Here is a 25,465-nt window from a genome sequence, read left to right on the forward strand (position 1 = left end):
CCTCATCATCTCGATAATTTGGATCAGGTTCAAGGATTAGATAACCATCGTTGTCGATTAAATCATCCTCAAAATTGATTGTATCATGGTATCAATCATCTTCTCTAACTGCTCCTTCTGTTTCATTATATTTATGCATCATTAAATTCATATCTACGATATTTTGATAGATAATATCTAAATATTGACGCATATTATCTATATTTATATTCATTTTTTCTCTATTATTACGATCGGCATTTATTAGAATGTTATTTAACATATCATGATTACCATAAAGTTCAATCGCAGCTATCGTCCTATCTATATCACATGTTATGGAAGAAGGAACTTGACGCTTGATGCTTGAACTTTCTTTAGATGCTTCTTGGCATTTTGTGGAAGCTATGTCTAAACTTTTTTTCAAATTCTTAAATATTTCTTTAATCGAATTATTATTCGCTAATATTTTTATTTTTAACTCCTTTTTCAATTGTTTTATGTTATCTATTTTTTATTTACTTCAATTTCATCATAATCCTTATAATCTATTTTTTTAGTTATTAATTTAATGATTTGATTTTTGATTTATTTTTTAGAAAGTACTTTAGCAATTTTATCATGTTTATATTTAAATATTTTTTTCGCAAAATCATTATTTAAATATATATCAGTTATTAGACTGGACAAGGTTTCTTCTCTTTTTTTCTTTAAAAAATTAATTAAAAATTCATTTTTTACATTATTTAATTTACTATTTTCAGATTTAATTTCATTTAAATTAGTTTTTTCGGTATTATTTGCGTATATTTCGATATGAGATATTATATTACTAAGCCTAGCATGAAGATTGTTTGGATTTTTATAGGACGTATCTGACCACTCTATTTTTTGTATGCCATTTTGGTAATTATTAGGATAGTCAGCTTCCCATTTCATTAGCTCTAAGTATTTTTCTGCTATTTTATTTTTATCCCGTTATTGAAATGATTCTTCAATTATATTTAGAATTTCCATTTCCAGTGATATAAAATTACTCAAAAACTTCTCGATCATTTTGCTAGATTTCTCAGGATTGGCATTTTTGTTTTTTAATTCATCTATAGTAGGCAGCTTCATTTGTTCATATTTCATATAGCTTTAGGGAAATTCCAAGAAGTTAAAGAAGATAAAAAATCAAGCTAAATAGTAAAATTAAAAATTCTGGCAATTTACATATGTATTAGTTAGGTGCTTTTAATAGAATTTAATTGTTTATAACTACAAAAATGACAAATTAAACCTATTAATAAAATCCCTAAAACAAAAATCTTCTTTTTTTATATTTCAACACTATTGATGGAATTTAAACACAAAAATAGCCATTACCATAGCTTTTAGTACCTTTGATTAGACCCTTCAACTCCCTTCACATTGATTCTTGGACAAGTCCAAAGTTATTTCTACCTAGTACTTTTGGCACAGCGATATCTCAATCAAATATTTTATCCTAATAAGCAATATTTCATAAAATTGATGTTACCATAGATTATTTATATATACACATATTAAACCTGCTATTATTTTATTTGAAATAGATTTCAACATATGAGATCATCCCTTTCTATTTTTGACGCTTCATATATATCAAATCACATTCAAATGGTATAAATAATAAAAAAAATATTATAAAAGTAAGTTTTTAATATTATTTAAAATTTATTTATATTAAATATAATTATTTGATAGATAAAAATTATTTTTAAATTAATTTTTATTTTTAATAGCAATCATTTTAATAATAGGGATTGCCCATTTGATAATTGTCATAGCTTACATAAGATCTATTTCCATAACCATTTGGGAATTGATTGCCATAACCGTTATATAATTGATTGCCATAACCGTTATATAATTGATTGCCATAACCGTTATATAATTGATTGCCATAACCGTTATATAATTGATTGCCATAACCGTTATATAATTGATTGCCATAACCGTTATAGAATTGATTGCCATAACCGTTATAGAATTGATTACCACAACCATTAGAGCATTGATTACCATAACCGTTAGGGAATTGATTACAATAACCATTAGAGCATTGACCACCACTGCCTAATAAATTGGGGCTATAATAATTTGCATCAGCATTTGTATTAGAGATTAATGCACTTACAGAGAGTGTAGATAAACATATTAAACCTGCTATTATTTTATTTGAAATAGATTTCAACATATGAGATCATCCCTTTCTATTTTTGACGCTTCATATATATCAAATCACATTCAAATGGTATAAATAATAAAAACCATATTATAAAAGTAAGTTTTTAATATTATTTAAAATTTATTTATATTAAATATAATTATTTGATAGATAAAAATTATTTTTAAATTAATTTTTATTTTTAATAGCAATCATTTTAATAATAGGGATTGCCCATTTGATAATTGTCATAGCTTACATAAGATCTATTTCCATAACCATTTGGGAATTGATTGCCATAACCGTTATAGAATTGATTGCCATAACCGTTATAGAATTGATTACCACAACCATTAGAGCATTGATTACCATAACCGTTAGGGAATTGATTACAATAACCATTAGAGCATTGATTACCATAACCGTTAGGGAATTGATTACAATAACCATTAGAGCATTGATTACCATAACCGTTAGGGAATTGATTACAATAACCATTAGAGCATTGACCACCACTGCCTAATAAAGTGGGGCTATAATAATTTGCATCAGCATTTGTATTAGAGATTAATGCACTTACAGAGAGTGTAGATAAACATATTAAACCTGCTATTATTTTATTTGAAATAGATTTCAACATATGAGATCAAATCCTTTCAAGGTTTATTTTTGATCAAAATATTAGCATCTTGATTAAAAACAACAGCGAAAGTTAAATTTGATTCGATGTGTTTGATATTATATTTATTTTATAAATTTGTATAGTGCTTATCACAAACATTATTACCATATTTATTTAATTAATTATTTATTGAAAATAGATTAAATTTTTATAGTTAATGCTAATATAATTTCTAAAATCTAATTATCGCGTACTATCTTCAATATTATCAACAAGTTTTCAATATATAGATTATAAATTTTTAATATTTTAAAACCATATTTATATTGAACTCTAATTTTTAATTTGGATAAATATTATAATAAGTTATTTTAAATATCTTTTTATTGTTTTTTTATATTTAATTATGTTTTTCTTTTATATATGCATTATAGTTTATTTTTTTAATTTATCATCCATCTTAAAATATCCAATTCATTTAGTATTTATTTTAGGCTTAATACATGATAATGAACTTTATTTAAATATTTATCAATTAAAATAAGAAAAAATATATATATATAACATTTTATATATATAGTTTTTCTTATTTTTTTATACATTTAAATTATTAAATTTATATTTTATTATCAAGAAAAATAATATTAATTTCTTAAATTTTTTCATAAATATTAAAGTTATAGTTCTGAGTTTTTTTATTGTTTGTTTTCTTTCTATGTTTGTTTTCTTTCTATGTTTTTTTTTATATGGACTTGTCTTGGGATATAGACAATTAACAAAGATATGGGGCATTTATTTTTATTTTTAAAATTTTATTCCAAAATTACAAATTAAAAGATAGCGCCTTTTATATTTTTTGATTTATAAATACTAATTTTTTATTTATAAACATGTATTATTAATATCTTTGAATTTTTTCAGAAAATTAAGGTAAATTCTTTTATTTCTTTATCATATGTTTGGATTGAAATACATTTGATTTTTGATATTTTAAAATTATTTATTTAATTTAAACACAAAATTAGCCATTAGCATGGCTTTTAGTTTGTGCAATTAGATTCTTAAACTCTCTTTACATTGGTTTTTTAACAAGCTTTTATTTTTTATTTGAGTTTTGTTATTGCCTTGGTTGTTAATTTAAACTAATGTTTTTAGCTATGTATTTATTTTTTATTATTATTATTTTATTCTTTAATATATATTATTTATTTATTTTTATTAAAATTTGTGAGTATAATTAGTTTTTGTATTAGCTATTATATATATTGAATTGTTTTTATTAAAAACATATTGGTTTTTATTTTTTCTAAAGGAAAGGAGCATTTGGATATGATCTCCTTTATTAAACGTTTGTTGATCGGTAAGCCTTTGCGTACAGAACGATTAAAAGATGAAGCTTTACCTGTTTGGAAGGCTCTTCCTATCTTATCTTCTGATGCTATATCGTCTTTAGCTTATGGTCCGCAAGAGATGCTTTTGGTTCTTTTTCCGGTAGGTTTTTTAGCGATGGGCTATTCTTTACCCATTACAATGGCTATTGTCATTTTATTGTTTCTTTTAGTGGTTTCTTATCGACAAGTTATCATGCAATATCCTGGTGGTGGAGGAGCTTATATTGTTTCTTCAGAGAATTTAGGGCTTTTTCCTGGACTAGTTGCGGGTGTTTCTTTGCTTTTGGATTATGTTTTAACATGTGCAGTTAGTATTACCTCTGGTGTGGATGCCATTAAATCTGCTTTTTCAAATATGCCTGATTATGCGCATTATGTATCAGAGTATAAGGTTCTTATATCTGTGATTTTGATTTTTTTGATTATGTTTTTAAATCTTCGCGGTTTACGTGAATCTAGTAATATTTTTGCTTTTCCAACTTATTTTTTTATTGCCATGACGACTATTTTAGTTATATCTGGTTTGTGGAAAACGTTGGTGTTGAATGAAAGTATAGCTGCTCCACCTTTTCCTCCTGAACACAGTTTAAGCCATCTTACGTGGTTTGTTTTGTTACATGCTTTTTCTTCTGGTTGTTCCTCTTTGACAGGTGTTGAAGCTATTGCGAATGCTACAGCAACTTTTCGTGAGCCAGCCGCTAAAAGAGCTTCTTTTACGTTGCTATTTTTAGGTTTGATTTTGGGTGTTTTATTAATAGGACTAGTTTATTTAACTTATAGTTACGGTATTATTCCAAGTTATGATCCTGATGCAGATACTATTTTATCTCGCGTGGGCGAAATAACTTTTGGGCGGGGTTTTATCTACTATTTGATTCAAATTGCTACGGCTTTGATCCTTATTTTGGCAGCTAATACTTCTTTTGCTTCTTTGCCGTTACTTTGTTTTAGTATGGCTAAAGATAGTTTTTTACCTCGCATGTTCACTATCAGGGGTGATCGCCTTAATTTTTCTAATGGGATTATCGCTTTGGCTTTTGCTTCTGTGCTCTTAGTTGTAATTTTTGATGGTAATGTTAGTTCCTTGATACCTTTATATGCTATAGGTGTTTTCTTATCTTTTACCCTTTCTCAGTTTGGTATGGTTAAGCGTTGGTATAAAAAGCGCCCTCCAGGATGGCTAGGTAGTTTGATTATTAATGCAATAGGCGGATTAGTTACTTTGCTTGTACTATTAATTTTTTCGATCACAAAGTTTTCCGAAGGTGCTTGGATTATTTTAGTGATTTTACCTATAATGGTTATGTTTTTTTATGGTATATATAAACATTATAAAGAAGTTGGTTTGAAGTTGCGTTTAAGAGAAGCTGAAGAATTTTTAACCTCTGATGAACATTTGATTGTGATACCGGTGGGTAGTATAAATCGTATTATTATGAATACGATGGCGTATGCTTGTCGTCTTAAAGGACGTATGGTGGCTGTACATGTTTCTTTTGATTTATCATCTAGCCAACAGTTTAGAGAACAATGGCAGCAGATGTATCCTGATGTTAAATTATTGGTTATTTATTCGCGTTTTCGTAGTTTAGTTCATCCAATTTTACGTCTTGTTGAAATTTTTCTTCAAGATTCGCATGTTAAAGATCGTTGTGTGACATTGCTTTTACCTGAATTGATCCCTAAAAGATGGTTTCAACGTATTTTGCATAACCAATCGACGCTTTTTATCCGTTTATTTTTATTAACTAAGCGAAATGTTATTCTTACGACGATTCCTTTCCGGATGTAGTTATTTGAGACGTATCTTTGTGGACCTTCTTGCATAGAGAATGGTAATGGTGAAATGAGGGTGGTGCTATATGCAAGAAGAAACACGTAAAAAGGATATGTTGTATTTTTTTTCAACGGATCATAAGCCGTTTTCTTTTTTTGGGTTATTTGATAAAGGGCGGATAAATTCTCTGTTCAAGACGGAAAAAATGTTTTTGCACAAATCACCGCCATTATTGTTTGTTGTTATCCTTTTTATCATGGGGCTTATTTTCGGAGCTGTTCTTGTACAAGCACTGGATAGTGAGCGAGAAAATATTTTATTCAATTATTTAAATAATTTTTTGGTTGATATAAGACAAGGTATAATTTCAGAGTATGGAGATATTTTTAGGCATGCTATTTTAGACAGATTGCAACAATTAGGGTTACTTTGGTTGTTGAGTTTATCTATTTTAGGTTTGCCTTTTTTATTAGCTATTTTATTTCTACAAGGTGTTTTTTTGGGATTTACGACTTTTTTTTTGATTCACAAACTTGCCTGGAAAGGTTTTATTGTTATTTTAATTGCTGTTTTACCTAAGCACTTATTAAATGTCCCGGTATGGTTATTAATGGTATCAGCGGGTGTTTCTTTTTCTTTGTATTTTATTCGACATCGTTTTCGTAAAGATGATTTGAGTGGTTTTTATAAAAGATTTTTGCTTTTTTCATCTTTTACACTTATGTTGGCAGCTATTTTACTTTTTTCTGCACTTCTTGAAGCTTTTATGGCGCCATTTTTATTGCAGAAATTACTTCCTTATGTGATATTATAAGTATTAGTTATAAAATAAAGGTACATTTTATAACTAAACAAGTACTATTGTTTGACTTTCATTTTCCAGCTCGCCTATAATGTGTTTTGTATTAGGGAAATGAAAGGAGAGGTTGCGTGGAGAAGCGTATGGGACGGATTAAGCAGTTGCTTGCTGCTCATAGGTATAAGTTAACGATCCAACGCGAGGCAACGGTCCGTGTGCTTCTTGAGAATCAAAAAGAGCATTTGAGTGCTGAAGATATTTATTTGTTAGTGAAAGCTAAAGCGCCGGAGATTGGTTTAGCCACAGTTTATCGTACGTTAGAGTTATTACTTGAACTAGGGATTTTGCATAAAATTAGTTTTGGTGATGGTGTTATGCGTTATGAGTTCCGAGATGAAGTTTCAGCACATCATCATCATCATCTTTTATGTATCCATTGCGGCTTTGTCGATGAAATACAAGAAGATTTATTAATTTCTGTGGAAAATTATGTTGAAAAATCATATGATTTTAAAATCTTAGACCATCAATTAATTTTTCAAGGAATGTGTAAAAAATGTCAAAGATAAATAACAGCAGAAAATGATTTGCTGAATAAAATGTTGTAGTTTGTTATATTTTGTTATATGAACCTGTTTTTATATATGATTTAATTCGCGAATTATTTTTTTGATTTTTTTTATGTTTTCAAGGTATCTTTGTATCTGTAAGCTATCTTTTCATTATATGGGATTATATCTATATTTATCCTTATATTTAAGGATGTGATTGAAATTGATTATTGGGATTCCCAAAGAAATTAAAGAACAAGAGCACAGAGTTGCTATTTCTCCGTCTGGTGCTGAATTATTAGTTCGAGCCGGTCATAAGGTTATAATTGAAGCCGGTGCAGGTATGGGTAGTGGTTTTACAGATGATGTTTGGTTATCTTGTCAGGCGGAGATTGTGAAATGTGCTAAAGATGTGTGGCAGCAAGCTGATATGGTTTTAAAAGTTAAAGAACCTTTGGCTTCTGAGTATGATTATTTACGACCTGGACTTATCTTGTTTACTTATCTTCATTTGGCTGCTGTCCCTGCTTTAACCGAAGCGTTGATTAAATCTGGTGTATCTGCTTTAGCTTATGAAACAATTCAACAAGCTGATGGTAGTTTGCCTTTATTAACTCCAATGAGTGAAATTGCAGGTAGGATGTCTATTCAGGTAGGATCGCAGTTTTTAGAGAAAACAAATGGTGGTAGGGGTGTTTTATTAGGCGGTGTTCCGGGTGTTAGACCGGCGAATGTGGTTATCATCGGCGGTGGTGTTGTTGGTATTAATGCCGCAAGGATAGCTTTGGGTATGGGTGCTCATGTTACGATACTTGATATTAATCTTCAACGATTGCGTGAGATAGACGTTTTATACCAAGGTCGTATAGATACTTTGGCTTCAAATAGCTATAATATTGCTTCCGCTGTGGCTACAGCTGATCTTCTTGTGGGTGCAGTTCTTATGCCTGGTGGGAAGGCTCCTTGTTTGGTTACCGCGGATATGGTGAAGTGTATGACGGAAGGGTCCGTGATTGTGGATGTTGCTGTTGATCAAGGAGGGTCTATTGAGACGATTGATCGTGTGACGACACATGAAAACCCCATTTATGAAAAATTTGGTATTTTACATTATGCCGTTGCTAATATGCCGGGGGCTGTACCTCGTACTTCTACGTTTGCTTTAACACAGGCAACAATTCTCTACGCCTTAAAGATTGCTGATAAAGGTTTAAAGGGTGCTATATTGGCAGATGCAGCTCTAGCTAAGGGTGTCAATGTTTATCAGGGTAAGGTTACTTGTTTGCCTCTTATAGATAACACAAACTATTGTTATCATAAAATACACGATATTATTTAATTACATATTTTGCTTTTATCATTTATTTTTAAATTAATTTTAAAGTTGATGTTTATGAAAGCGGGTATCTTATGCATTTTCAGCGTGTTATTTTGATGGTTCTTGATAGTGTAGGTATAGGTGCTTTGCCCGATGCTAAAGAAGAGGGTGTTAATACTTTACTTCATACCTCTCTATTTTGTGGTGGTTTAAAGTTACCCACATTGTCATCTTTAGGTTTGGGTAATTTGATTGATATACCAGGTATTAAAAAAGCACATATCCCCTTAGCTTCATATGGTCGGATGATGACTAAATCTAAAGGTAATGATACGACAACCGGTCATTGGGAATTAATGGGGGTTATTACAGAGGAACCTTTTCCTACTTATCCAAATGGTTTTTCAGAATCTTTTTTACAAATTTTAGAAAAAAAAATAGGACGTCGTATTATACGTGCAGCTAATAGACCTTCTTCTGGTGTGAAGATTATTGATGAATTTGGTGCTTTGCAAATGAAGACAGGAGATTTGATTGTTTATACATCTGCAGATAGTGTTTTGCAGATTGCTGCGCATGAAGATGTTGTTCCTTTGCAAGAACTATATGATATATGTTCTATGGCGCATGGATTAACATCTGAGGGAAATGATAGAGTTATTCGTGTAATTGCTCGTCCTTATATAGGAGAGCCTGGTAATTTTCAACGCACGTCACATAGGCGTGATTTTTCGATTAAGCCACCGCATGAAACAGTTTTAGATTTTTTAGCTGATAATAATCGTTTAACAATTGGCATTGGTAAAATTTCAGACATATATGCCGGTAGTGGGATAGAAAGAAGTTATAAGACTTCTTCTAATGATGATGGTATGAAAATATTAATGAATCTTTTGCATAATCTTCCGCGTGATTTATACCATAACGGCGTTTTGTTTTTTATCAATTTGGTGGATTTTGATATGTTATACGGTCATAGGCGCGATCCAAAAGGCTATGGTCAAGCACTTGAAGCTTTCGATCGGCAGTTACCTTTGTTGTTATCAACGCTTGCTGAGGATGATCTTTTATTAATCGTAGCAGATCATGGTAATGATCCAACTTACATAGGGACTGATCATACAAGAGAATATGTACCTCTATTTTGTTATCAAAAGAATAAAAAGGGTAAGAATTTGGGTACAAGGACCACTTTAGCGGATGTCGGAGCTACCATTGCGACGATTTTTGATGTTCATTCACCTTCCGGGGAAAGTTTTGATTCTTTAATCTAAATTTGACATTTAAGCATTATATTTAATATTATTAACTTATAAGAGCTGCGAATTATAGACTGTTATATATTAATTAATAAAAATATTTTTCATTCAATGGTTATTTAATCTAAAAAAATTAGATTAAATAACCTTGCAGCCATCTTTGGATTTTTGTACTTAGTTATATAATGTTATATAACTTTTTGATTATACTAAAATAAAGGTGATGATTTATGCTATGAAGATTCACCAGATAGTTCCAGAAATTAGTCATTGGTTATCAAGTCGTGTATCAGTGGTTCCGGAAGTTATTTTAGTTTTAGGATCAGGCTTAGGGGCTTTAGCTGAAGATATAGAGGATAAAGTGGTTATACCGTATGCGGATATTCCTCATTTTCCTCCTACAGATGTTATCGGTCATGACGGACGTTTAGTTGTTGGTCGACTTGAAAACAAAAACGTTGCAGTTATGTCTGGGCGTTTCCATATGTACGAAGGTCATCCGCCTTTTATGGTCGTACTACCTATTCGTGTACTTCGGTATCTTGGAGCTAAATGGCTTTTTGTGACCAATGCTGCTGGTGGAATATCGCCATCATTTAAGCCTGGGGATTTGATGTTGATTAACGATCATATCAATTATATGGGTATCAATCCTTTACTTGGACCAAATGATCCTTCTTTAGGAGAGCGTTTTACCGATATGACAGTTGCATATGATATGAAGTTACGTAATTTAGCAAAAAGTGTTGCTAAACAAAACGATATTGATCTTAAAGAAGGCGTATATTTATCTTGTTTAGGCCCTGCTTATGAAACGCCAGCTGAGATTAAGATGTTTGGTATGTTGGGTGCAGATGCTGTAGGTATGTCTACTGTACCTGAAGTTTTAGCTGCTAGGCATTCTGGGATGGATGTTTTAGGTATTTCTTGTATAAGCAATATGGCAGCAGGTATGAGTAAAAACCTCTTGAATTCACAAGAAGTATTAGATATAGCGAATAGTATTAGCGATAAATTCAAAAAATTAATACGGGGTATTTTAAAGGAAAAAAAATAAAAAAAGTTAAAAATTTAAAGTTTATGATTTAAAAGTTATTATTTCAAGTTGATTATCTAAAAGTAATAATTTAATAAAGCATAAAAAAAGAAGAGTTCATCATGACTCTTCTTTTTTTATGCTTTATTAAATTATATTCAACTTAATTATTTTTTAATTATCTTTATCATTTTCCAATATCATTGATTTTTTGCTTTCTAATGCTTTATATACTTCTACAAAAGCTTTTTGACTTTTTGAGATATCGCTTAATGTTATATTATTTGTATAACCTTGATGCACGGCTATTGTAATCCCGTCGCTATCTGCTCCTACAAAATAGCTATCTTTGTGGTCGTTGGTGGTACCGGTTTTACCTATGATATCATTATATTGTTTCAAACCACTACCTACGGTTCTATTTGCTGTACCTTCGGTAACAACTAAACGCATACATTTTATAAGTGTTTTTTGGGTGCTAGGTGAAAAAACCTTGTCGGCTATGATATCTTTTTGGTGGTCAAAGATTTTATTTCCCTTTTTATCATAAATTTCTTTAATGACATATGGTGGTCTAAATCCATAAGGGCTTGTAATCGGTACAAATGCACCAGCCATTTGTTTAGTGGTAACTCCATAAGTATATCCACCTAGTGCTACGGGTTCGCCATCGTTTTTATCTAGATCAATATCTAATCTTTTAAGCATTTTTTTCATATCATTAACGCCTAAATAATTTCGTATGACATCAATAGCGGCGCCGTTTTTGGATCTTTTAATTGCTGTACACAGAGGCATGGGTCCTTCATATCTTCCATCAGCATTTTTATAACTGCCTTTACCTCTTCCTCGCGAGAACTCTCTATCGTTAATAATGCTATTTTCATTTATAGTACCTTTTTCTAAAGCAGGACCATAAACAGCGATAATCTTATTTGAAGAACCTGTTTGACGTTTAGATTGCAGTGCATTGTTATAATTTGATTCATAATATTCATGACTATTACCAAAACCTATAATGTTACCTTTCGGCCCAACAACTGTTAATGCGATATGTTCTTTGTCTTTTTTATTATGATGTACGATGGTATTTAAATTTGTTGGTAAGGCATCATGGATAATTTTTTGGATTTCAGGGTTTAGATATGTGTGTATTTTATAACCGTTATTTCTCGCTAAATTTGCACATCCGCTTATCTGGTTTTTCTTATCAGGATCAACTTTATTTTTGCAAAAACCTTTTTCTTCTAAAATTTTTGTCATTTCAAGTTCTACAGCATTAATGACAAAAGGATGTTTAATAGTTTGTTTTTTTCTATCTACTTTTCTAAATACAAGCTCATAATCTTTAGCTTCTTCATGCATTTGGGGAGTTATTTCTTGATTTCTCAGTAGATGATTTAAGGTAATCAACTGACTCTCTTTACCTTTAGTTATACAAGAAGCGACCTCAGGACGATTACATGAAATCGGGTTACGGTTAGCAGGTGCAGAAATCATCCCCGCCAAATATGTCGATTCTGCTAAATTCAAGTCCTGCCAATCTTTACCAAAAAGGTTTTGAGATGCGCTTTTGAATCCATGAACTTCTTGACCAAATTCATTGTTACCTAAAGGAACGTGATTTATATATACAAGTAGAATTTCTTCTTTTGAGAACTCTTGCTCTATTCTAAAAGATATAAATAATTCTTTTACCTTATTTTGAAAGTTGCGATCTTGTTTTTTTTGATTATTCAGTATGACAACCTTAGCGATTTGTTGCGTAATGGTACTACCACCTGTTAATTTTGTTGTATCAGTTTGCAGAATATTATTTTCCAGATACTTTTTCGTGGCATTGTAGAAAGCTTTGGTAATGGCTACTTCGTCAAAACCCGAATGTTTAAAAAAATTGGCATCTTCTTTAGAAAGAATAGCCCTAATTAATAAATTTGGGATATCTTGATAGTTTGTCTCAGGGTTACTTGAGATAGTGCTATTTAAGTCACCGGCTGACAACGACTCACCATTTTCTGAATTTCCATAGTCATTAAAAAAGACCTGACTATTCCTATGTGGTTGCATTTTTGCGTCTATTTTTTCCTTTGACCACGTTTCCATTTCTTTCAGTGATCCGATAAAAATGCCTATAACGACTGATGACGCAGCTATAAAAGAATATATTAATATAAAAAACATATATAATAGCATTTTCTTTAATTTAATTCTTTTGAAAAATGATTTTTCAGGAGATGTATATTTTTGTTGAAATACATTATTTTGGTACAATTTTTGCTGTTCTTTGTTTTTATGTTCCAATTACTTTATCCCCTTCTTAAATATGTTGATCGTGGGGGCTGAGTTTACGAGATCTCTTTTGGATGATTTAATTAATTATATTTTTTAAGATTGAATTTTTTATTAGTTTAAGTTTTTATTTCTTTTTATCATTTTTATAACTTTTATTTTATTTTCTTATTTATTTTCTTGTTTTTTTCTGTAAAAAGACGATAAGGTATTTATTCATGTTAATTTTTGTATTAATTGCTTATTTATGGCTATAGGGGACACCAAGATTGTTTATACTATAAATTAAAGCTAATTTCAGCCACATAATTCTTTATTGACAATATTCTACCATAAATTGACTATGATTATTGGGTTTATTTAGGATTTTTTTATTAGAAACAGCTGGATAAATAGTTAATGAATTCTGATATGATCTGAATTTATTTATATTGTTACTTTTTGTCTATACATATTTTATTTTTTTAAGTTATTTATTAGTTTCTATAATATTATATCTATACCCATATTTTATTATAAATTAATTATACTTTTTATTGCAAAATGTCTCAATACCTTAAAAGTTTTTTTGAAACATTTTTTCTTTTCGTTGATAGAACATAAATATTTATATAATATATTTTTATGGTGTAAGATAATTTGAGGAGGTTTTGATGATGTCGGATATTAATGATAAAAATAATAATATTAATTACAAAAACAAAGAAAATATAGAAGATATGGTCAATAAGCAATTTAATCGTTTATCTTTTGGTGTAGCTACGATTACTCCGCCTGCTGATTTACGCAAGAAAATTTTGTTTTCAGTAACGGAGCAAAAACCACTTATTGTGAAGTTAGGGATTGATCCAACTGCTTATGATTTACATTTAGGACATAGTGTTTTATTAAACAAACTAAAACAATTTCAATCATTTGGTCACCGCATTAAGTTAGTTGTTGGCGATTTTACAGCACGTATTGGTGATCCGACAGGTCAATTAACTAATCGTCGTCAACTGGATAAAGATGAAATACAGAAATATGCTAAAACATATGCAGAACAGGTGTTTTATCTGCTTGATCCCAAAAAAACGGAGATTATTTATAATAGTGATTGGTTTGTTAAGTTTTCCATGGAAGAACTTCTAGTTTTGACAGGTCAATGTACAGTAGCTCGTATGTTGGAGCGCGAGGATTTTAATACGAGATATCAACAAAATAAACCTATTGGCTTGACGGAATTTTTATATCCATTGCTTCAAGGTTATGATTCCGTTATTTTGAAGAGTGATATTGAATTAGGTGGTACCGATCAAATTTTTAATATTTCTATGGGGAGAAATTTACAACGTTTTTATGGAATGAAAGAGCAGGTTGCTCTAACTTTGCCGCTTCTTTTAGGAACAGATGGTAAGCGCAAGATGAGTAAGAGTTGGGGTAATCATATAGCTTTAAAAGAAGAGCCTAAATCTTTTTATGGCAAAATAATGTCTTTGCCAGACGATATTATGATTGATTATTATAAATTAGCTTTAGGTTATGATGAAGATGCTTTAGAACATTTGACTTCTTATTTACAAACCGGTGCTTTACATCCACGTGATGCTAAAATGCAACTCGCTTATCATCTGGTTGCGCGATACCATGATAAAAAACAAGCCCAAGATGCTGAATCATGGTTTAAAAGCACGATTCAGCAGCGAGAGTTACCCCAGGATATACCTACTTTTCTCATAAAAAATAACCCTTTTACTATTGTTGATTTTTTGACCCAATCTAGCTTTGCTGCTAGTCGTAGCGATGCCAGACGTTTATTGACGCAAGGGGCTGTTAGGGTTAATGGAGAGAAGTGTACAGATTATGAGAAGGATGATTTATATACAGGAGATGTGATTCAGGTTGGTAGACGTAAGTTTATGAAGATAGAAAAAAACATCCCCTCAGTCTGAGGAGATGTTAACTGGAATAAAACTCGGCTACTAGTGCTTCATTAATTTCTCCATAGATCTCACTTCTGTCTGGTAATCTTTCAAGCGTACCGCTTCTTTTATTTACATCTAAGATTAAATATTCAGGTACGTTGGGATTAGCTTCTAAGGACTCTTTTACGATCGCTAATTGTTGGCTTTTTTCACGCATGCTGATAGCATCGCCAGGACTTACGCGATAAGATGGTTTGTCCACACGGGAGTTATTTACATTTATATGTCCATGTACGACCATTTGTCTGGCTTGTTGTCTAGTGCGTGCAAATCCTAAACGATAAACTAAATTATCTAAGCGTGTTTCTAACAAGACAAATAAATTTTGCGCTTGGATACCTGGTTGTTTACCAGCTAATTTGAACAGATTTCGGAATTGTTTTTCACCCAAACCGTACATCCATCTTAATTTTTGTTTTTCCTTTAATTGTGAACTATATTCACTGACTTTCCTTCGTTGATTATTAGGACCATGTTGTCCAGGACCGTATGCGCGTTTGCGCAATTCTTTTCCTGTTCCCGATAGAGATATACCTAATCTACGGCTGATTTTCCACTTAGGACCTGTATAGCGTGCCATTTTTTATACTATCTCCTTCATTCAAAAAACTTTATTTTCATGCTAAGCATTCTGAGTATCTATACTCGAGCAAAATACTGGCAGACCTTATATATTTTAGCTTTGCCTAGGGAAGGTGTCAATGTTTCGGCGGAATTGCTCTTAAGTATAGAATAGGAATTCCCTTTTTATAGAAGCGTTTTTCATATTCCGTTTTTATGTTTTGTTTATCGATAGAACTATTATGTAGATCACTTATTTTTTCAACTATTTGCCAATGGGCTTTTTTAAGTTGATTAATACTATATTTATATAGTTTAGGATGATCTGTTTTTAAAACCAAGTTGCCTGTTTTTTTTAAACAATATTGGTACTTTTGTAAAAATATAGGATGTGTTAAACGTCGTTTTTCATGTTTTCTTTTAGGCCAAGGATCACAAAAATGGATATAAAATCGATCAACTTCATTTTGTGTAAAGATCGATTTTAAGTTTTTTACGTCTAGCCAAAGAAGAGGATAATTTTTTTTTTGTATATTTCGTTTATAAATAGCTGTTTGTAAAGGTTGATATAATTTATCTATACCTATCCATAACTTTTCGTCTACATCACTAGCTTCTAAGATAAAATCGCCTTTACCTGTACCTAATTCTACATGTATAGAGCGGTTGCCGTATATATAACGCCATAAACCTCTAGGTGCTGTGTGTGATTGATAAATAGTACTTTTATAGTAACACCATAATTTTTCATTCATTTTTTGGTTTCTAAAGCGCATAGCGTGGGCCTTCTTCCTGCTATTTTTAATATTTTTGATTTTTCATATTATCCATTTTATTTATAATTAATATAAAAGGGGATGTTTATTTTGTGTAATAATCAGGATTATAACGATAAAAGGCGTCCACCGACAACCTATATTTCAGGTTTTAAATCGCCATCAGCTTTTGAAGAAATTTTTCAGATTAAAGAAATTGCTCGTGATATTGATAAATATCAATATCAAATGGAGATACATGATGGTTTAAAAAATTGTTATGGTTTTTTGCACGGGGGTGCCATAGCTACTTTATTTGATATTGTGATGGGTTATGTTTCTCGTGCAGTCTTAGATAAAGGAGACAAACATATGATTGTTACAACTGACTTAAATGTTCGTTATTTAGAAGTAATAAATAATGGCATATTGTGCATCCGAGTAGACGTTATTCGTGTTAGTCTAAAAACAATGACTGCCAATTCTTTTATTTATGATTCATATAATAGATATTTAGCAATGGCTTCGGCTAATTTTCTAACCAAAACATCTGTAAATAAATAAAAAATAATTTATAAATAATTTATAAATAATTTATAATAAAAAACCTAATAAAATTGAGAATAAAATAAAAAGCTAATTAAGTTTGATCAGCAGATAATGTATTATCTGCTATTTTTATTTTTTTTTTGATACAATAAGCATAAAATTCAATAAACGAAAAATTAAATAAGTTTATATTGTATTTTATAAAAAATCTAAGTTGTGAAATTTTAGAATTATAGATTATTGTTTATATCTTATAAAGGTGTTTTAGCTATTTTCTTTTTTGCATGCATTTCTAATTTTTCTAATAACATTTTTTTTGTTTCAATTGTGGGTGCATCTAATTCTTTTAATTGTTTTTCATCTATATCAAAATACTGGTGTTTATTTTTAATTAATTTTATTAAGGCATTCCAAGGTGGTTCATATGAATGCGAAATAGTTAATGATTTGGCATAGGCATATATTGCGGCCATAATGTTTTTTAATTTTTCTTCACATTTCCCTATGTAATACCATGATTGGAAGCTTCCTAGACCTCTTAAAATCAGATGTTCAATATGATCTTCACCCAGATCTATACAGTGGTGAAAAACCTTTAAAGCATCTTTATAACGTTTTTTAGCAAAGAAGATAATTCCTTTATAAAAATGTAAATCAACATAATTTGGGTATATGGCAATAGCCCTTTCTATGCCAGGATATGCACCATCTACACTACCTACGATTAGCAGGATAGCATATTTTAATTTATACAGCAAAGAAGGTGGGGTTTTTCCTTCTTCAATAAAACGCATGATCGATTTGTTTACATAATCAAAAGCCTTGTCATATTTTTTTATGCGATAGTATTCGCTAGCAATATGATATGGTATCCAAGGATTAGGATCTCCGCGGTGAAGAGCTTCTTCAAGCATATTTAGATTTCTTTCGAATTTTTTTCTATTTTTAGCTATTGATTCCATATATCCATAATGATATACACGTATAGGCAGCTTAGGTATTTCTGTTATCTTTGGTGATATATCATTTATATTAAGTTGTTCATGAATTTTATTTTCAAATTTGAATCCCATATTATTTCGGAATAAGCGATGATGAGCAATTATAAAAGATCTGTCTGTATTAGGTGGCGGGTCGCCATGGAAGTTTATTAATTGAATAGAAAAAATATTGTCTTTTGGTTCTTGATCTAATAATTGACGTAATTTTGGTAAATCTGTTTCTTCTATTTTTTCATCAGCATCCATCCATAAAATCCATTCACATGTTGCTTTTTCCAAGCTATAATTTCGTGCTTTAGAAAAATCATAATCCCATTTATAAGGATAAACTTTTGCACCTAGTTTGTTACATATTTGAATAGTGTTATCTGTAGAGCCTGTGTCTACAATTATCATTTCATCAACAAAATCTTTTAATTCCTTCAGACAATTTTCAATAAAAGTAGCTTCGTTTTTAATAATCATACAAAGAGAAATGGTTTTTTTTTTCATTTTTATTATCTCCTCCAAAATAATGCTAAGTAAATATTTTCGGCTTTATATATTTATTAATATATTTTAATTAAATTCATGAATGTTTAATTATTATTTTAATCGAAGCATATTTAAATTGAGTATCTACTCGAATTCTTTTTTTAGACATATTTCGGCAATTGAATTCGAGTGATTTTTAAGATTTGTTTATACTTTCTCCATACTTTCGCCAACTAGAAGTTCTGTTATTGGTGTATTTATTGATTTTGTTGTAATCATTGATATTGCTTGAGGATATGCTTGTATTTTGATTTAATTTTGGTGCTATCCACGGAGGAGGTGTTTTGGATGATGATGTGAATATTTTATTTGAAGATAAAAGAGGATCTGGGAAATTGTCTTGATTTTCTGAGTATGATTGGAGGTTAGAGGAATTATCAAATAGATTGTTTTCTGAGCTCCATATTGATGAATTGTATGATGATTCATTTTTAACTTCGGTTTTTATTTCTTTATTTATATTTATAGAGGGTGATTCATGAATAATCGTAGTTTGATATCTGGGATTGGTGTTTTTATTTGCTTTTTTTGCATCTTTTTCATTTATTAGGGCTTTTTTTTCTTCTTCATATGTACTTAATTGTTTAATATATGTATCAAATTTTTTTTTTTCGTCCAAATTTTGATTATTTATATTTTCATCAATAAAATCTTTTAATGTATTTTTTGATATATTTTTTTCTGTTGAATATTCTATAAATCCTTCTTCATTATCTATATCCATAGGTTTGCTTCTTGTATTTAATACATGTCTTTTTAATAAACAGTATTGTAATCCTTTTAACGTGGGTAAAAATTGATCGCATTTATAGTTTTTTTCATCCATGTTTCTCGCTATAAAGGCTTTGATCATAAATAATCTTGCTTTATAGAAATTAGTCATAGATGATTCTAATTTTTCAACGGAATGATGATGTAAGAGTGGCCATTTTCTTTTATTGTTTGTCTCCATAGACATTGTTAATTCATTCTTCATTGTTTTCTCCACAATGTTTAATTTGAATTATATTTTCTAATTTTCGAAGTAATAGCCATTCCTTCATTACAATTACGTCAATTAGTTTATGAACTTCCTGATTGAAACGGTTAATTTCTGCATTGCAAGGAGAGGTGGGGAAGTCGAGATTTTTACCCACGAAAGCTTGGATCTTCTCGGCTTCAGCATTAATCAGATGGGAAATAGCAATTTCTTCTAGAGCAATAGATTCCAATAGGTCAACAATAACTTCCATATAGGAAGGTCTAAACTTTCCCTCCGGAATTTGCGGCATGCTCATGAGGCGATCCCCTTTCGTTCTTTTCCTTTACCCCCATCGTATACAATTTTATAACCGCTTATGAACAAAACCTTTGGTGGGCCTGACAATTGTAAAGATGGAGACTTTTTACTAAACTAATACACAATAAATATGGGACTACACCATTTTTTATTACTTATATGAGCTTTTGGATAGAAATATTTGTTTCATCAGATTTATTGTAATAAGTATAATACGATTAATATATAAAATTAATGATTGGGATTTTAGGATAAGTAATTTCTTTTATTTTTTTTATTAGAGCTACATCAGCTTTTAAATTTACTTTACTTATATGGTTTATGTTTTTTTTTATGTTTTTTTTTATGTTTTTTTTTCTTAATATTTTGCTATTTTAGACATAATTTTTCTTTATAATATTTGATTGAAAATTCAGCAAAAATTGCAGATTAGATTTTAACAAGGAAACAGGTATAAAAATACACATACCTTTCTCAATTTTGTAAGATATAAGTACTGAAATTAAACCATACTATGAAGTATAAAAAGAATCTCTATTATAAATAATTTATCCCGCAGATTTTTTTAGCAAATTGTTTAAAAAAAGGAAGTTATTGCTCTTTTTTATCAAGCTATCTATATATTATACATATAATATATAGTAGTATTTTATCTGAGGCTTTTACAGGTACATATATACAGGACTTGTCCAGAAATATTAATATAGCCTATTAATAATGGTGTAATTTAAATACCAAAATAGCTATTACCATAGCTTTTTGTGCATTAAATTAAGTTCTTAAACACTGGACTTGTCCAAGAATGCTAATATATCCGATTAGTGCAGATTATTGGTAGTTATTGTCAATTTTAAAAATTTATTAAAAAAGCTTAAAATAAACAGTAAAGCTGCCTTTTATATATTTTTTAAGATATATAAATACTAATGTTTTAATTATTTGAATATTGATAATTATATATTGAAATGCATACATTTTATTAATAGTTTTAAGTTCATGCCAAAAAATAAGTTTATATAAAATAATTTTATCTCTTTATAATGTTTTTGAATTTAATATTGTAATATATATCAAAAAAAATCACAATATCAATATAACATTGTGATTTTTTTTTGATATATACTACTATAAAATTTGATATTTAAAAGAGAGGATTAAGCATATATGTATAAATATAAAGTTAAATACTTAAATATGGAATATTCCAAAATAGCAGCATTTGATGAAAGCAAATTCATGTCTGCTGTCGGTGTAGATAAAATCATCTTCGAAAAAATAGTTAATAGAGTTAGAAAAATAGATTTAAAGACCAAAAGAAAGGGTGGTAGGCAAAATATACTCAACCCTGAAAATCAAGTATACTTATTTTTTCATAATTTTTTTCTTGGGCTTACAATATAGAATGATTGCACAAATTTTTGGTATTAGTAAAAGCACGGTTAATAACATCATACAAAAGATACAAGGTATCGCCAAGAAAGTATTATCCAAAAGATATCCTGCAAATCAGAGCCCATATTTTTCATCTCTCATATTTGGTTTGTTTATATTCGATTGTACTGAAGTGCGCATAGAAAGACCAAAAAAAGATAATAAAAAATATGAATCTGGAAGAAAAAAGTATCCAACAATTAAGTCTTTCCTTGCAATTTGTGCTGAAACAGCTTCTATTGGCTACACAAATTTCGCACCTGGTAGTGTACATGATTTTAAGCTTTTTAAAGATTCGTACATTCCATGGTTATCTGAATATGACACTTTAATCGCTGATTTAGGCTTTCAGGGCTTACAAAAGCTATTTCTATACGTGATTTTACCATATAAAAGAAGTAAGTTAAAGAATTTGACTCAGGAACAAAAGGAGTATAATCAAAAAATTTCTCGTAAAAGATCATTGGTAGAAAGAGTTATAGGTTGGTTAAAAAGATTTAAGATTATTTATAATAGATATCGTAATAATCCTAAAAAATTTCCAGAACAATTTGATTTAATATGCGCAATGTTTAATGCTCACCTAGCTTTAGGGAAATTCCAAGAAGTTAAAGAAGTTAAAGAAGATAAAAAAGCAAGCTAAATAGTAAAATTAAAAATTCCGACAATTTATATATGTATTAGTTAGGTGCTTTTAATAGAATTTAATTGTTTATAGTTACAAAAATGACAAATTAAACCTATTAATAAAATCCCTAAAACAAAAATCTTCGTTTTTTTATATTTTAACACTATTGATGGAATTTAAACACAAAAATAGCTATTATCATAGCTTTTAATGCCTTTGATTAGACCCTTAAACTCCCTTCACATTGATTCTTGGACAAGTCCTGTATTTTCATGTATATACAGTTAATCTGATTTTTTTTTGTATTTTTTTCATATGCAAAAATTTTTGGGGTTTCTAGAATTAATTTTTTATAACATTTGCTTGTCCTTGTTTTTGGTACAGACATTAATAGGTGCTTGAGACATAAAATGGGAATCATCGTTAAATACTAACAAGACAAATTTACGGGATAATTAATCCGGGCTTGTCATGTTAGTAATCTAGAAAGGTAAGGTGAATTTTATGTCACAAGCAAGTATTCCCAATATAACGCCTATCATTAGTATTACTACAGACCAGAGTGTTGCATTGCTGTTGTCCTCGATTGCTTTCGAAGAATTGGCTTTAGCGCATATCATTAATGCAGAGGCTGAAAAGATACAGTTTGTACTAGGTACGTTACCTGGTGTTAGCGCACCAGAGGTAACGCTGGAAGGCCTTATAGGGGTTAATAATTTAGTTAAGAAAACATTACAAACGGTAGTAAAAAAAGAGATGTTGTTACAATTTAAATTAGAAAATGTAACCGATCTGGTGAATAACCTTTAAGTTGATTTTCGATTTTTCAAAAATTTTAAAATGAGGTGCATTACTTTATGTCACAAGCTACAATTCCGAATATTACGCCGATTATCGGTATTACCCCTGCACAAAGTCTTGCTTTAATGTTATCATCGATTGCTTTCGAAGAACTTGCTTTAGCGCATATCATTAATGCAGAGGCTGAAAAGATACAATTTGTTGTAGGTACTTTACCGGGTATTACACCTCCAGCAGAAGTAAGTCTGGATAATTTAATGGCAATAAATAATTTAGTTACAAAAACATTGCAAGCCACGATAAATCAAGAAATGCTTTTGCAATTCAAATTAGAAAATATTGTTGAGTTAATGAATAAGCTTTAGATTTCGAAAAATAATGTTTTAATATGACTTATTTGTCATAAATATTTGAGGGATGAAGAAAGATATATTTTATTTTACTTTCTTTTTCTCCTCTTTTTTTTAGAGTTCATATTGTGGGAGTGAAAGATAAAATGAATATACTTATTGTTTTTGGTACTCGCCCAGAAGCTATTAAAATGGCACCTTTGATTGAAGCGTTACATGAACATCCCATGATGGAACCTAGTGTGTGTGCAACTTTTCAACATGATGATATGTTAAAACAAGTATTAGATCTTTTAAAGATCAAAACAAAATATAATTTAGATCTTATGACCGAAAATCAAACGATTACGCAGATTACTAATCGCGTTCTTATAGGGATGGAAGGTGTTTTATCACAAGAAAAACCAGATCTCGTTTTAGTTCATGGTGACACCTCAACAACTTTAGCTGCATCACTTGCTACTTTTTATGCTGGTATACCTTTAGGTCATGTTGAAGCTGGTTTGCGTTCTTATGGTAAATACAGTCCTTTTCCAGAAGAAATGAATCGACGTCTAACAGATCATATTGCTGATTATTATTTTGCTCCCACATCGCATAATATGGATTGTTTAATTGCGGAGGGATGTAAAAAAGAAAATATTCATATTACAGGAAATACAGTCGTAGATGTTATTCTTAAGACGGTCAAATCGAATTATACACATCCTGTTTTAACAAAAACAAAAGGTAAAAAGCGGCTTTTTGTCACTGTGCACCGACGTGAAAGTTTTGGTGAACCTATTCAGCGTATCATGAAGGCATTACTTGGCATTTTAAAATTACACGAAGAAATTGTAATTTTATTTCCTGTTCATCCTAATCCTAATGTGCAAATGTTAGCTAAAAGAGAACTATCTAACAATGAGCGTATTTATTTATTACCGCCACTTAATGTTTTTGATTGTCACAATATTATGGCTGCGTGTGAACTGATCTTGACGGATTCAGGTGGTATACAAGAAGAAGCACCTAGCTTAGGTATACCCACGCTTGTTTTGCGTACGAAAACTGACCGGCCAGAGATTGTTAATGCTGGTATGTCAGAATTAGTTGGCGATTATGAAGATGATATTATACAAACAGCACATAAATGGCTTGAAAATAAACCCTTGTGGTTTAAAAAAAATAAGGCAAATTTATATGGTGATGGCAAAGCATCGCAACGTATTACAGAGGCGATTGCTTATCATTTCGGTTTTGTGAGTAATCCTCCAGAACCATTTACAGGTGGTATTGATGCTTAATAATAAGATACGTATACTTATCGGAAGTCCTGTACAGCAAAAACCCGAGGTTTTACAGTATTTTTTAGAAGGTTTAAAGAATATAATTGTTGATGAAAATATTCTTTTATCATTTTATTTTGTTGATAATAATAAAGATTTAGAATCAAAAAAAATATTAAGTGATTTTAAGTTAAATTCATCTAATAATATATTATTAGATGATCATGGTATATGTGAATATTCAAAAAATGAATATACGCATTATTGGCCCGAAAATGTTATTTGGCGAGTGGCTGAATATAAAAACATTATTCTTAAAAATGCACTTGATGAAGGATATGATTATGTTTTTTTAATCGATTCAGATATTCTTATCCATCCAGAAACTATTAATCAATTATTAAAGGCTGAAAAACCGATTGTGGCCAATATTTTCTGGACATCTTGGCAACCTCATACGATTAAAATGCCGCAAGTTTGGGTGCGGGATATATATACTATGTATAATCAACATCGAGGAGAATGTTTAACAGATTTTGAAATAATACAAAGAACAGGACAGTTTATAGATAAATTACGTGTCCCTGGATTGTATGAAGTCGGTGGTTTAGGTGCCTGTACACTTATTCATCGTCATGCCTTAAAATTAGGAGTATCTTTTTCCGAGATACCTAATATTTCATTTTGGGGCGAAGATAGGCATTTTTGTATTCGTGCGATGGCATTGGGATTACCACTTTATGTTGATACACATCTACCTGCTTATCATATATATCGCTCAGCTGATTTACCAGGAGCATCAGATTATTTAACTAGTATTAAAAAAATAAATTAACTTGTTACATAATTTTTTATTTATTTCTTAGAATAAATTATAGCTTATAATTTTATTTAGCATATATTATAAGATGATCGGAAACATAACTTAAAATATTATTAAAAATAATTTAACATTATTATATCAAAAGTATAATAATGTTAATAAGTATCTTAAATTCATAGAAAATAGTGTTAATAAAATAAAGTTAATGTTTTTTAAAATTTTAGTTATGTATATTCTAATAATACATTTTCTGTTTTTTAATTTTTATATTTATTAGATTTTATTTATAAATATTTTTAATATCATATA

25 protein-coding genes are annotated in these 25,465 nt (G+C 29.9%); 14 read left to right on the plus strand and 11 right to left on the minus strand.

What is annotated here, in order from left to right:
* Positions 1 to 91: 91 nt before the first annotated feature.
* The 5 genes from VS182_RS03065 to VS182_RS03085 all read right to left on the minus strand — a co-directional run bounded on the left by VS182_RS03065 (position 92) and on the right by VS182_RS03085 (position 2,810).
* Positions 92 to 472 (minus strand): hypothetical protein, encoded by a 381-nt coding sequence (locus VS182_RS03065; protein WP_479492725.1) that lies wholly within the window; start codon positions 470 to 472, stop codon positions 92 to 94.
* A 95-nt stretch (positions 473 to 567) separates the two neighbouring features.
* On the minus strand, positions 568 to 918 hold the full coding sequence (locus tag VS182_RS03070; protein WP_479485031.1) for a hypothetical protein: 351 nt from the start codon (positions 916 to 918) through the stop codon (positions 568 to 570).
* A gap of 39 nt (positions 919 to 957) precedes the next feature.
* A complete protein-coding gene (locus VS182_RS03075; protein WP_479492726.1) occupies positions 958 to 1,098 on the minus strand; it encodes a hypothetical protein in 141 nt (46 codons plus the stop codon).
* Between the two features lie 655 nt (positions 1,099 to 1,753).
* Positions 1,754 to 2,200 (minus strand): hypothetical protein, encoded by a 447-nt coding sequence (locus tag VS182_RS03080; protein ID WP_479488865.1) that lies wholly within the window; start codon positions 2,198 to 2,200, stop codon positions 1,754 to 1,756.
* Positions 2,201 to 2,387: 187 nt separating this feature from the next.
* The gene (locus tag VS182_RS03085; protein WP_479492727.1) at positions 2,388 to 2,810 is read right to left on the minus strand and encodes a hypothetical protein; all 423 of its coding nucleotides are present in this window, start codon (positions 2,808 to 2,810) and stop codon (positions 2,388 to 2,390) included.
* Between the two features lie 1,311 nt (positions 2,811 to 4,121).
* Between VS182_RS03085 and VS182_RS03090 the strand changes: the two genes are divergently transcribed.
* The 6 genes from VS182_RS03090 (at position 4,122) to VS182_RS03115 (ending at position 10,944) form a co-directional block, all read left to right on the plus strand.
* Positions 4,122 to 5,975 carry an APC family permease gene (locus VS182_RS03090; RefSeq protein ID WP_479485034.1) on the plus strand — a complete coding sequence of 618 codons (1,854 nt, stop codon included), beginning with the start codon at positions 4,122 to 4,124 and terminating at the stop codon, positions 5,973 to 5,975.
* A gap of 70 nt (positions 5,976 to 6,045) precedes the next feature.
* Positions 6,046 to 6,774 (plus strand): stage II sporulation protein M, encoded by a 729-nt coding sequence (gene spoIIM / locus VS182_RS03095; RefSeq protein WP_479485035.1) that lies wholly within the window; start codon positions 6,046 to 6,048, stop codon positions 6,772 to 6,774.
* A 116-nt stretch (positions 6,775 to 6,890) separates the two neighbouring features.
* Complete coding sequence (gene fur / locus VS182_RS03100) at positions 6,891 to 7,328, plus strand: ferric iron uptake transcriptional regulator (protein WP_479485036.1); 438 nt, start codon at positions 6,891 to 6,893, stop codon at positions 7,326 to 7,328.
* A gap of 205 nt (positions 7,329 to 7,533) precedes the next feature.
* A complete protein-coding gene (gene ald, locus VS182_RS03105) occupies positions 7,534 to 8,649 on the plus strand; it encodes an alanine dehydrogenase (protein WP_479488867.1) in 1,116 nt (371 codons plus the stop codon).
* 71 nt (positions 8,650 to 8,720) lie between these two features.
* Positions 8,721 to 9,902 carry a phosphopentomutase gene (locus tag VS182_RS03110; protein ID WP_479485038.1) on the plus strand — a complete coding sequence of 394 codons (1,182 nt, stop codon included), beginning with the start codon at positions 8,721 to 8,723 and terminating at the stop codon, positions 9,900 to 9,902.
* A 220-nt stretch (positions 9,903 to 10,122) separates the two neighbouring features.
* The gene (locus tag VS182_RS03115) at positions 10,123 to 10,944 is read left to right on the plus strand and encodes a purine-nucleoside phosphorylase (protein WP_479485039.1); all 822 of its coding nucleotides are present in this window, start codon (positions 10,123 to 10,125) and stop codon (positions 10,942 to 10,944) included.
* Positions 10,945 to 11,097: 153 nt separating this feature from the next.
* Here the strand turns inward: VS182_RS03115 and VS182_RS03120 are convergent, their stop codons facing one another.
* Complete coding sequence (locus VS182_RS03120) at positions 11,098 to 13,224, minus strand: transglycosylase domain-containing protein (RefSeq protein ID WP_479485040.1); 2,127 nt, start codon at positions 13,222 to 13,224, stop codon at positions 11,098 to 11,100.
* 644 nt (positions 13,225 to 13,868) lie between these two features.
* Here VS182_RS03120 and tyrS point away from each other — a divergent pair.
* Positions 13,869 to 15,143, plus strand: coding sequence for a tyrosine--tRNA ligase (tyrS, locus tag VS182_RS03125; RefSeq protein WP_479485041.1), 1,275 nt, complete (start codon positions 13,869 to 13,871; stop codon positions 15,141 to 15,143).
* Between the two features lie 7 nt (positions 15,144 to 15,150).
* On the opposite strand, the gene rpsD is transcribed toward tyrS, so the two are convergent.
* Both rpsD and trmB read right to left on the minus strand, forming a co-directional pair.
* Complete coding sequence (gene rpsD / locus VS182_RS03130; protein WP_479485042.1) at positions 15,151 to 15,756, minus strand: 30S ribosomal protein S4; 606 nt, start codon at positions 15,754 to 15,756, stop codon at positions 15,151 to 15,153.
* Positions 15,757 to 15,874: 118 nt separating this feature from the next.
* Positions 15,875 to 16,513, minus strand: coding sequence for a tRNA (guanosine(46)-N7)-methyltransferase TrmB (gene trmB, locus VS182_RS03135; protein ID WP_479492728.1), 639 nt, complete (start codon positions 16,511 to 16,513; stop codon positions 15,875 to 15,877).
* A gap of 90 nt (positions 16,514 to 16,603) precedes the next feature.
* On the opposite strand from trmB, the gene VS182_RS03140 reads away from it, so the two are divergent.
* Entirely contained in the window at positions 16,604 to 17,056 is a 453-nt protein-coding gene (locus tag VS182_RS03140) for a PaaI family thioesterase (RefSeq protein WP_479485043.1), read from the plus strand.
* A gap of 236 nt (positions 17,057 to 17,292) precedes the next feature.
* Here the strand turns inward: VS182_RS03140 and VS182_RS03145 are convergent, their stop codons facing one another.
* From VS182_RS03145 to VS182_RS03155, 3 genes are all read right to left on the minus strand, one after another.
* Positions 17,293 to 18,534 (minus strand): glycosyltransferase, encoded by a 1,242-nt coding sequence (locus VS182_RS03145; protein ID WP_479492729.1) that lies wholly within the window; start codon positions 18,532 to 18,534, stop codon positions 17,293 to 17,295.
* Positions 18,535 to 18,712: 178 nt separating this feature from the next.
* Positions 18,713 to 19,552 carry a hypothetical protein gene (locus tag VS182_RS03150; RefSeq protein WP_479492730.1) on the minus strand — a complete coding sequence of 280 codons (840 nt, stop codon included), beginning with the start codon at positions 19,550 to 19,552 and terminating at the stop codon, positions 18,713 to 18,715.
* A complete protein-coding gene (locus VS182_RS03155; protein ID WP_479492731.1) occupies positions 19,542 to 19,853 on the minus strand; it encodes an alpha-helical endospore appendage domain-containing protein in 312 nt (103 codons plus the stop codon). Before VS182_RS03155 ends, VS182_RS03150 begins: the two co-directional genes overlap by 11 nt.
* 1,166 nt (positions 19,854 to 21,019) lie before the next feature.
* On the opposite strand from VS182_RS03155, the gene VS182_RS03160 reads away from it, so the two are divergent.
* The 6 genes from VS182_RS03160 (at position 21,020) to VS182_RS03185 (ending at position 25,168) form a co-directional block, all read left to right on the plus strand.
* Positions 21,020 to 21,256 carry a hypothetical protein gene (locus VS182_RS03160; protein ID WP_479492732.1) on the plus strand — a complete coding sequence of 79 codons (237 nt, stop codon included), beginning with the start codon at positions 21,020 to 21,022 and terminating at the stop codon, positions 21,254 to 21,256.
* A 1-nt stretch (position 21,257) separates the two neighbouring features.
* Positions 21,258 to 21,929, plus strand: coding sequence for a transposase family protein (locus VS182_RS03165; protein WP_479492733.1), 672 nt, complete (start codon positions 21,258 to 21,260; stop codon positions 21,927 to 21,929).
* A 489-nt stretch (positions 21,930 to 22,418) separates the two neighbouring features.
* Positions 22,419 to 22,724 (plus strand): alpha-helical endospore appendage domain-containing protein, encoded by a 306-nt coding sequence (locus tag VS182_RS03170; protein WP_479485047.1) that lies wholly within the window; start codon positions 22,419 to 22,421, stop codon positions 22,722 to 22,724.
* A 47-nt stretch (positions 22,725 to 22,771) separates the two neighbouring features.
* Positions 22,772 to 23,080 (plus strand): alpha-helical endospore appendage domain-containing protein, encoded by a 309-nt coding sequence (locus tag VS182_RS03175; protein WP_479485048.1) that lies wholly within the window; start codon positions 22,772 to 22,774, stop codon positions 23,078 to 23,080.
* A gap of 131 nt (positions 23,081 to 23,211) precedes the next feature.
* Positions 23,212 to 24,351 (plus strand): non-hydrolyzing UDP-N-acetylglucosamine 2-epimerase, encoded by a 1,140-nt coding sequence (wecB, locus tag VS182_RS03180; RefSeq protein WP_479485049.1) that lies wholly within the window; start codon positions 23,212 to 23,214, stop codon positions 24,349 to 24,351.
* Positions 24,344 to 25,168 carry a glycosyltransferase family 2 protein gene (locus VS182_RS03185; protein WP_479485050.1) on the plus strand — a complete coding sequence of 275 codons (825 nt, stop codon included), beginning with the start codon at positions 24,344 to 24,346 and terminating at the stop codon, positions 25,166 to 25,168. Before wecB ends, VS182_RS03185 begins: the two co-directional genes overlap by 8 nt.
* The last annotated feature ends 297 nt before the right edge of the window (positions 25,169 to 25,465 follow it).

This window comes from Pasteuria ramosa, assembly GCF_056496785.1.

Coding starts and splice junctions, on each gene's coding strand:
- spoIIM (WP_479485035.1), top strand. CDS start 6,046: ATGCAAGAAGAAACACGTAAAAAGGATATGTTGTATTTTTTTTCAACG.
- wecB (WP_479485049.1), top strand. CDS start 23,212: ATGAATATACTTATTGTTTTTGGTACTCGCCCAGAAGCTATTAAAATG.
- VS182_RS03110 (WP_479485038.1), top strand. CDS start 8,721: ATGCATTTTCAGCGTGTTATTTTGATGGTTCTTGATAGTGTAGGTATA.
- VS182_RS03080 (WP_479488865.1), bottom strand. CDS start 2,200: ATGTTGAAATCTATTTCAAATAAAATAATAGCAGGTTTAATATGTTTA.
- VS182_RS03090 (WP_479485034.1), top strand. CDS start 4,122: ATGATCTCCTTTATTAAACGTTTGTTGATCGGTAAGCCTTTGCGTACA.
- VS182_RS03070 (WP_479485031.1), bottom strand. CDS start 918: ATGAAATGGGAAGCTGACTATCCTAATAATTACCAAAATGGCATACAA.
- tyrS (WP_479485041.1), top strand. CDS start 13,869: ATGTCGGATATTAATGATAAAAATAATAATATTAATTACAAAAACAAA.
- VS182_RS03165 (WP_479492733.1), top strand. CDS start 21,258: ATGATTGCACAAATTTTTGGTATTAGTAAAAGCACGGTTAATAACATC.
- VS182_RS03145 (WP_479492729.1), bottom strand. CDS start 18,534: ATGAAAAAAAAAACCATTTCTCTTTGTATGATTATTAAAAACGAAGCT.
- trmB (WP_479492728.1), bottom strand. CDS start 16,513: ATGCGCTTTAGAAACCAAAAAATGAATGAAAAATTATGGTGTTACTAT.
- VS182_RS03185 (WP_479485050.1), top strand. CDS start 24,344: ATGCTTAATAATAAGATACGTATACTTATCGGAAGTCCTGTACAGCAA.
- VS182_RS03170 (WP_479485047.1), top strand. CDS start 22,419: ATGTCACAAGCAAGTATTCCCAATATAACGCCTATCATTAGTATTACT.
- VS182_RS03115 (WP_479485039.1), top strand. CDS start 10,123: ATGAAGATTCACCAGATAGTTCCAGAAATTAGTCATTGGTTATCAAGT.
- VS182_RS03150 (WP_479492730.1), bottom strand. CDS start 19,552: ATGAAGAATGAATTAACAATGTCTATGGAGACAAACAATAAAAGAAAA.
- VS182_RS03075 (WP_479492726.1), bottom strand. CDS start 1,098: ATGAAGCTGCCTACTATAGATGAATTAAAAAACAAAAATGCCAATCCT.
- VS182_RS03160 (WP_479492732.1), top strand. CDS start 21,020: ATGTATAAATATAAAGTTAAATACTTAAATATGGAATATTCCAAAATA.
- VS182_RS03155 (WP_479492731.1), bottom strand. CDS start 19,853: ATGAGCATGCCGCAAATTCCGGAGGGAAAGTTTAGACCTTCCTATATG.
- VS182_RS03085 (WP_479492727.1), bottom strand. CDS start 2,810: ATGTTGAAATCTATTTCAAATAAAATAATAGCAGGTTTAATATGTTTA.
- VS182_RS03175 (WP_479485048.1), top strand. CDS start 22,772: ATGTCACAAGCTACAATTCCGAATATTACGCCGATTATCGGTATTACC.
- rpsD (WP_479485042.1), bottom strand. CDS start 15,756: ATGGCACGCTATACAGGTCCTAAGTGGAAAATCAGCCGTAGATTAGGT.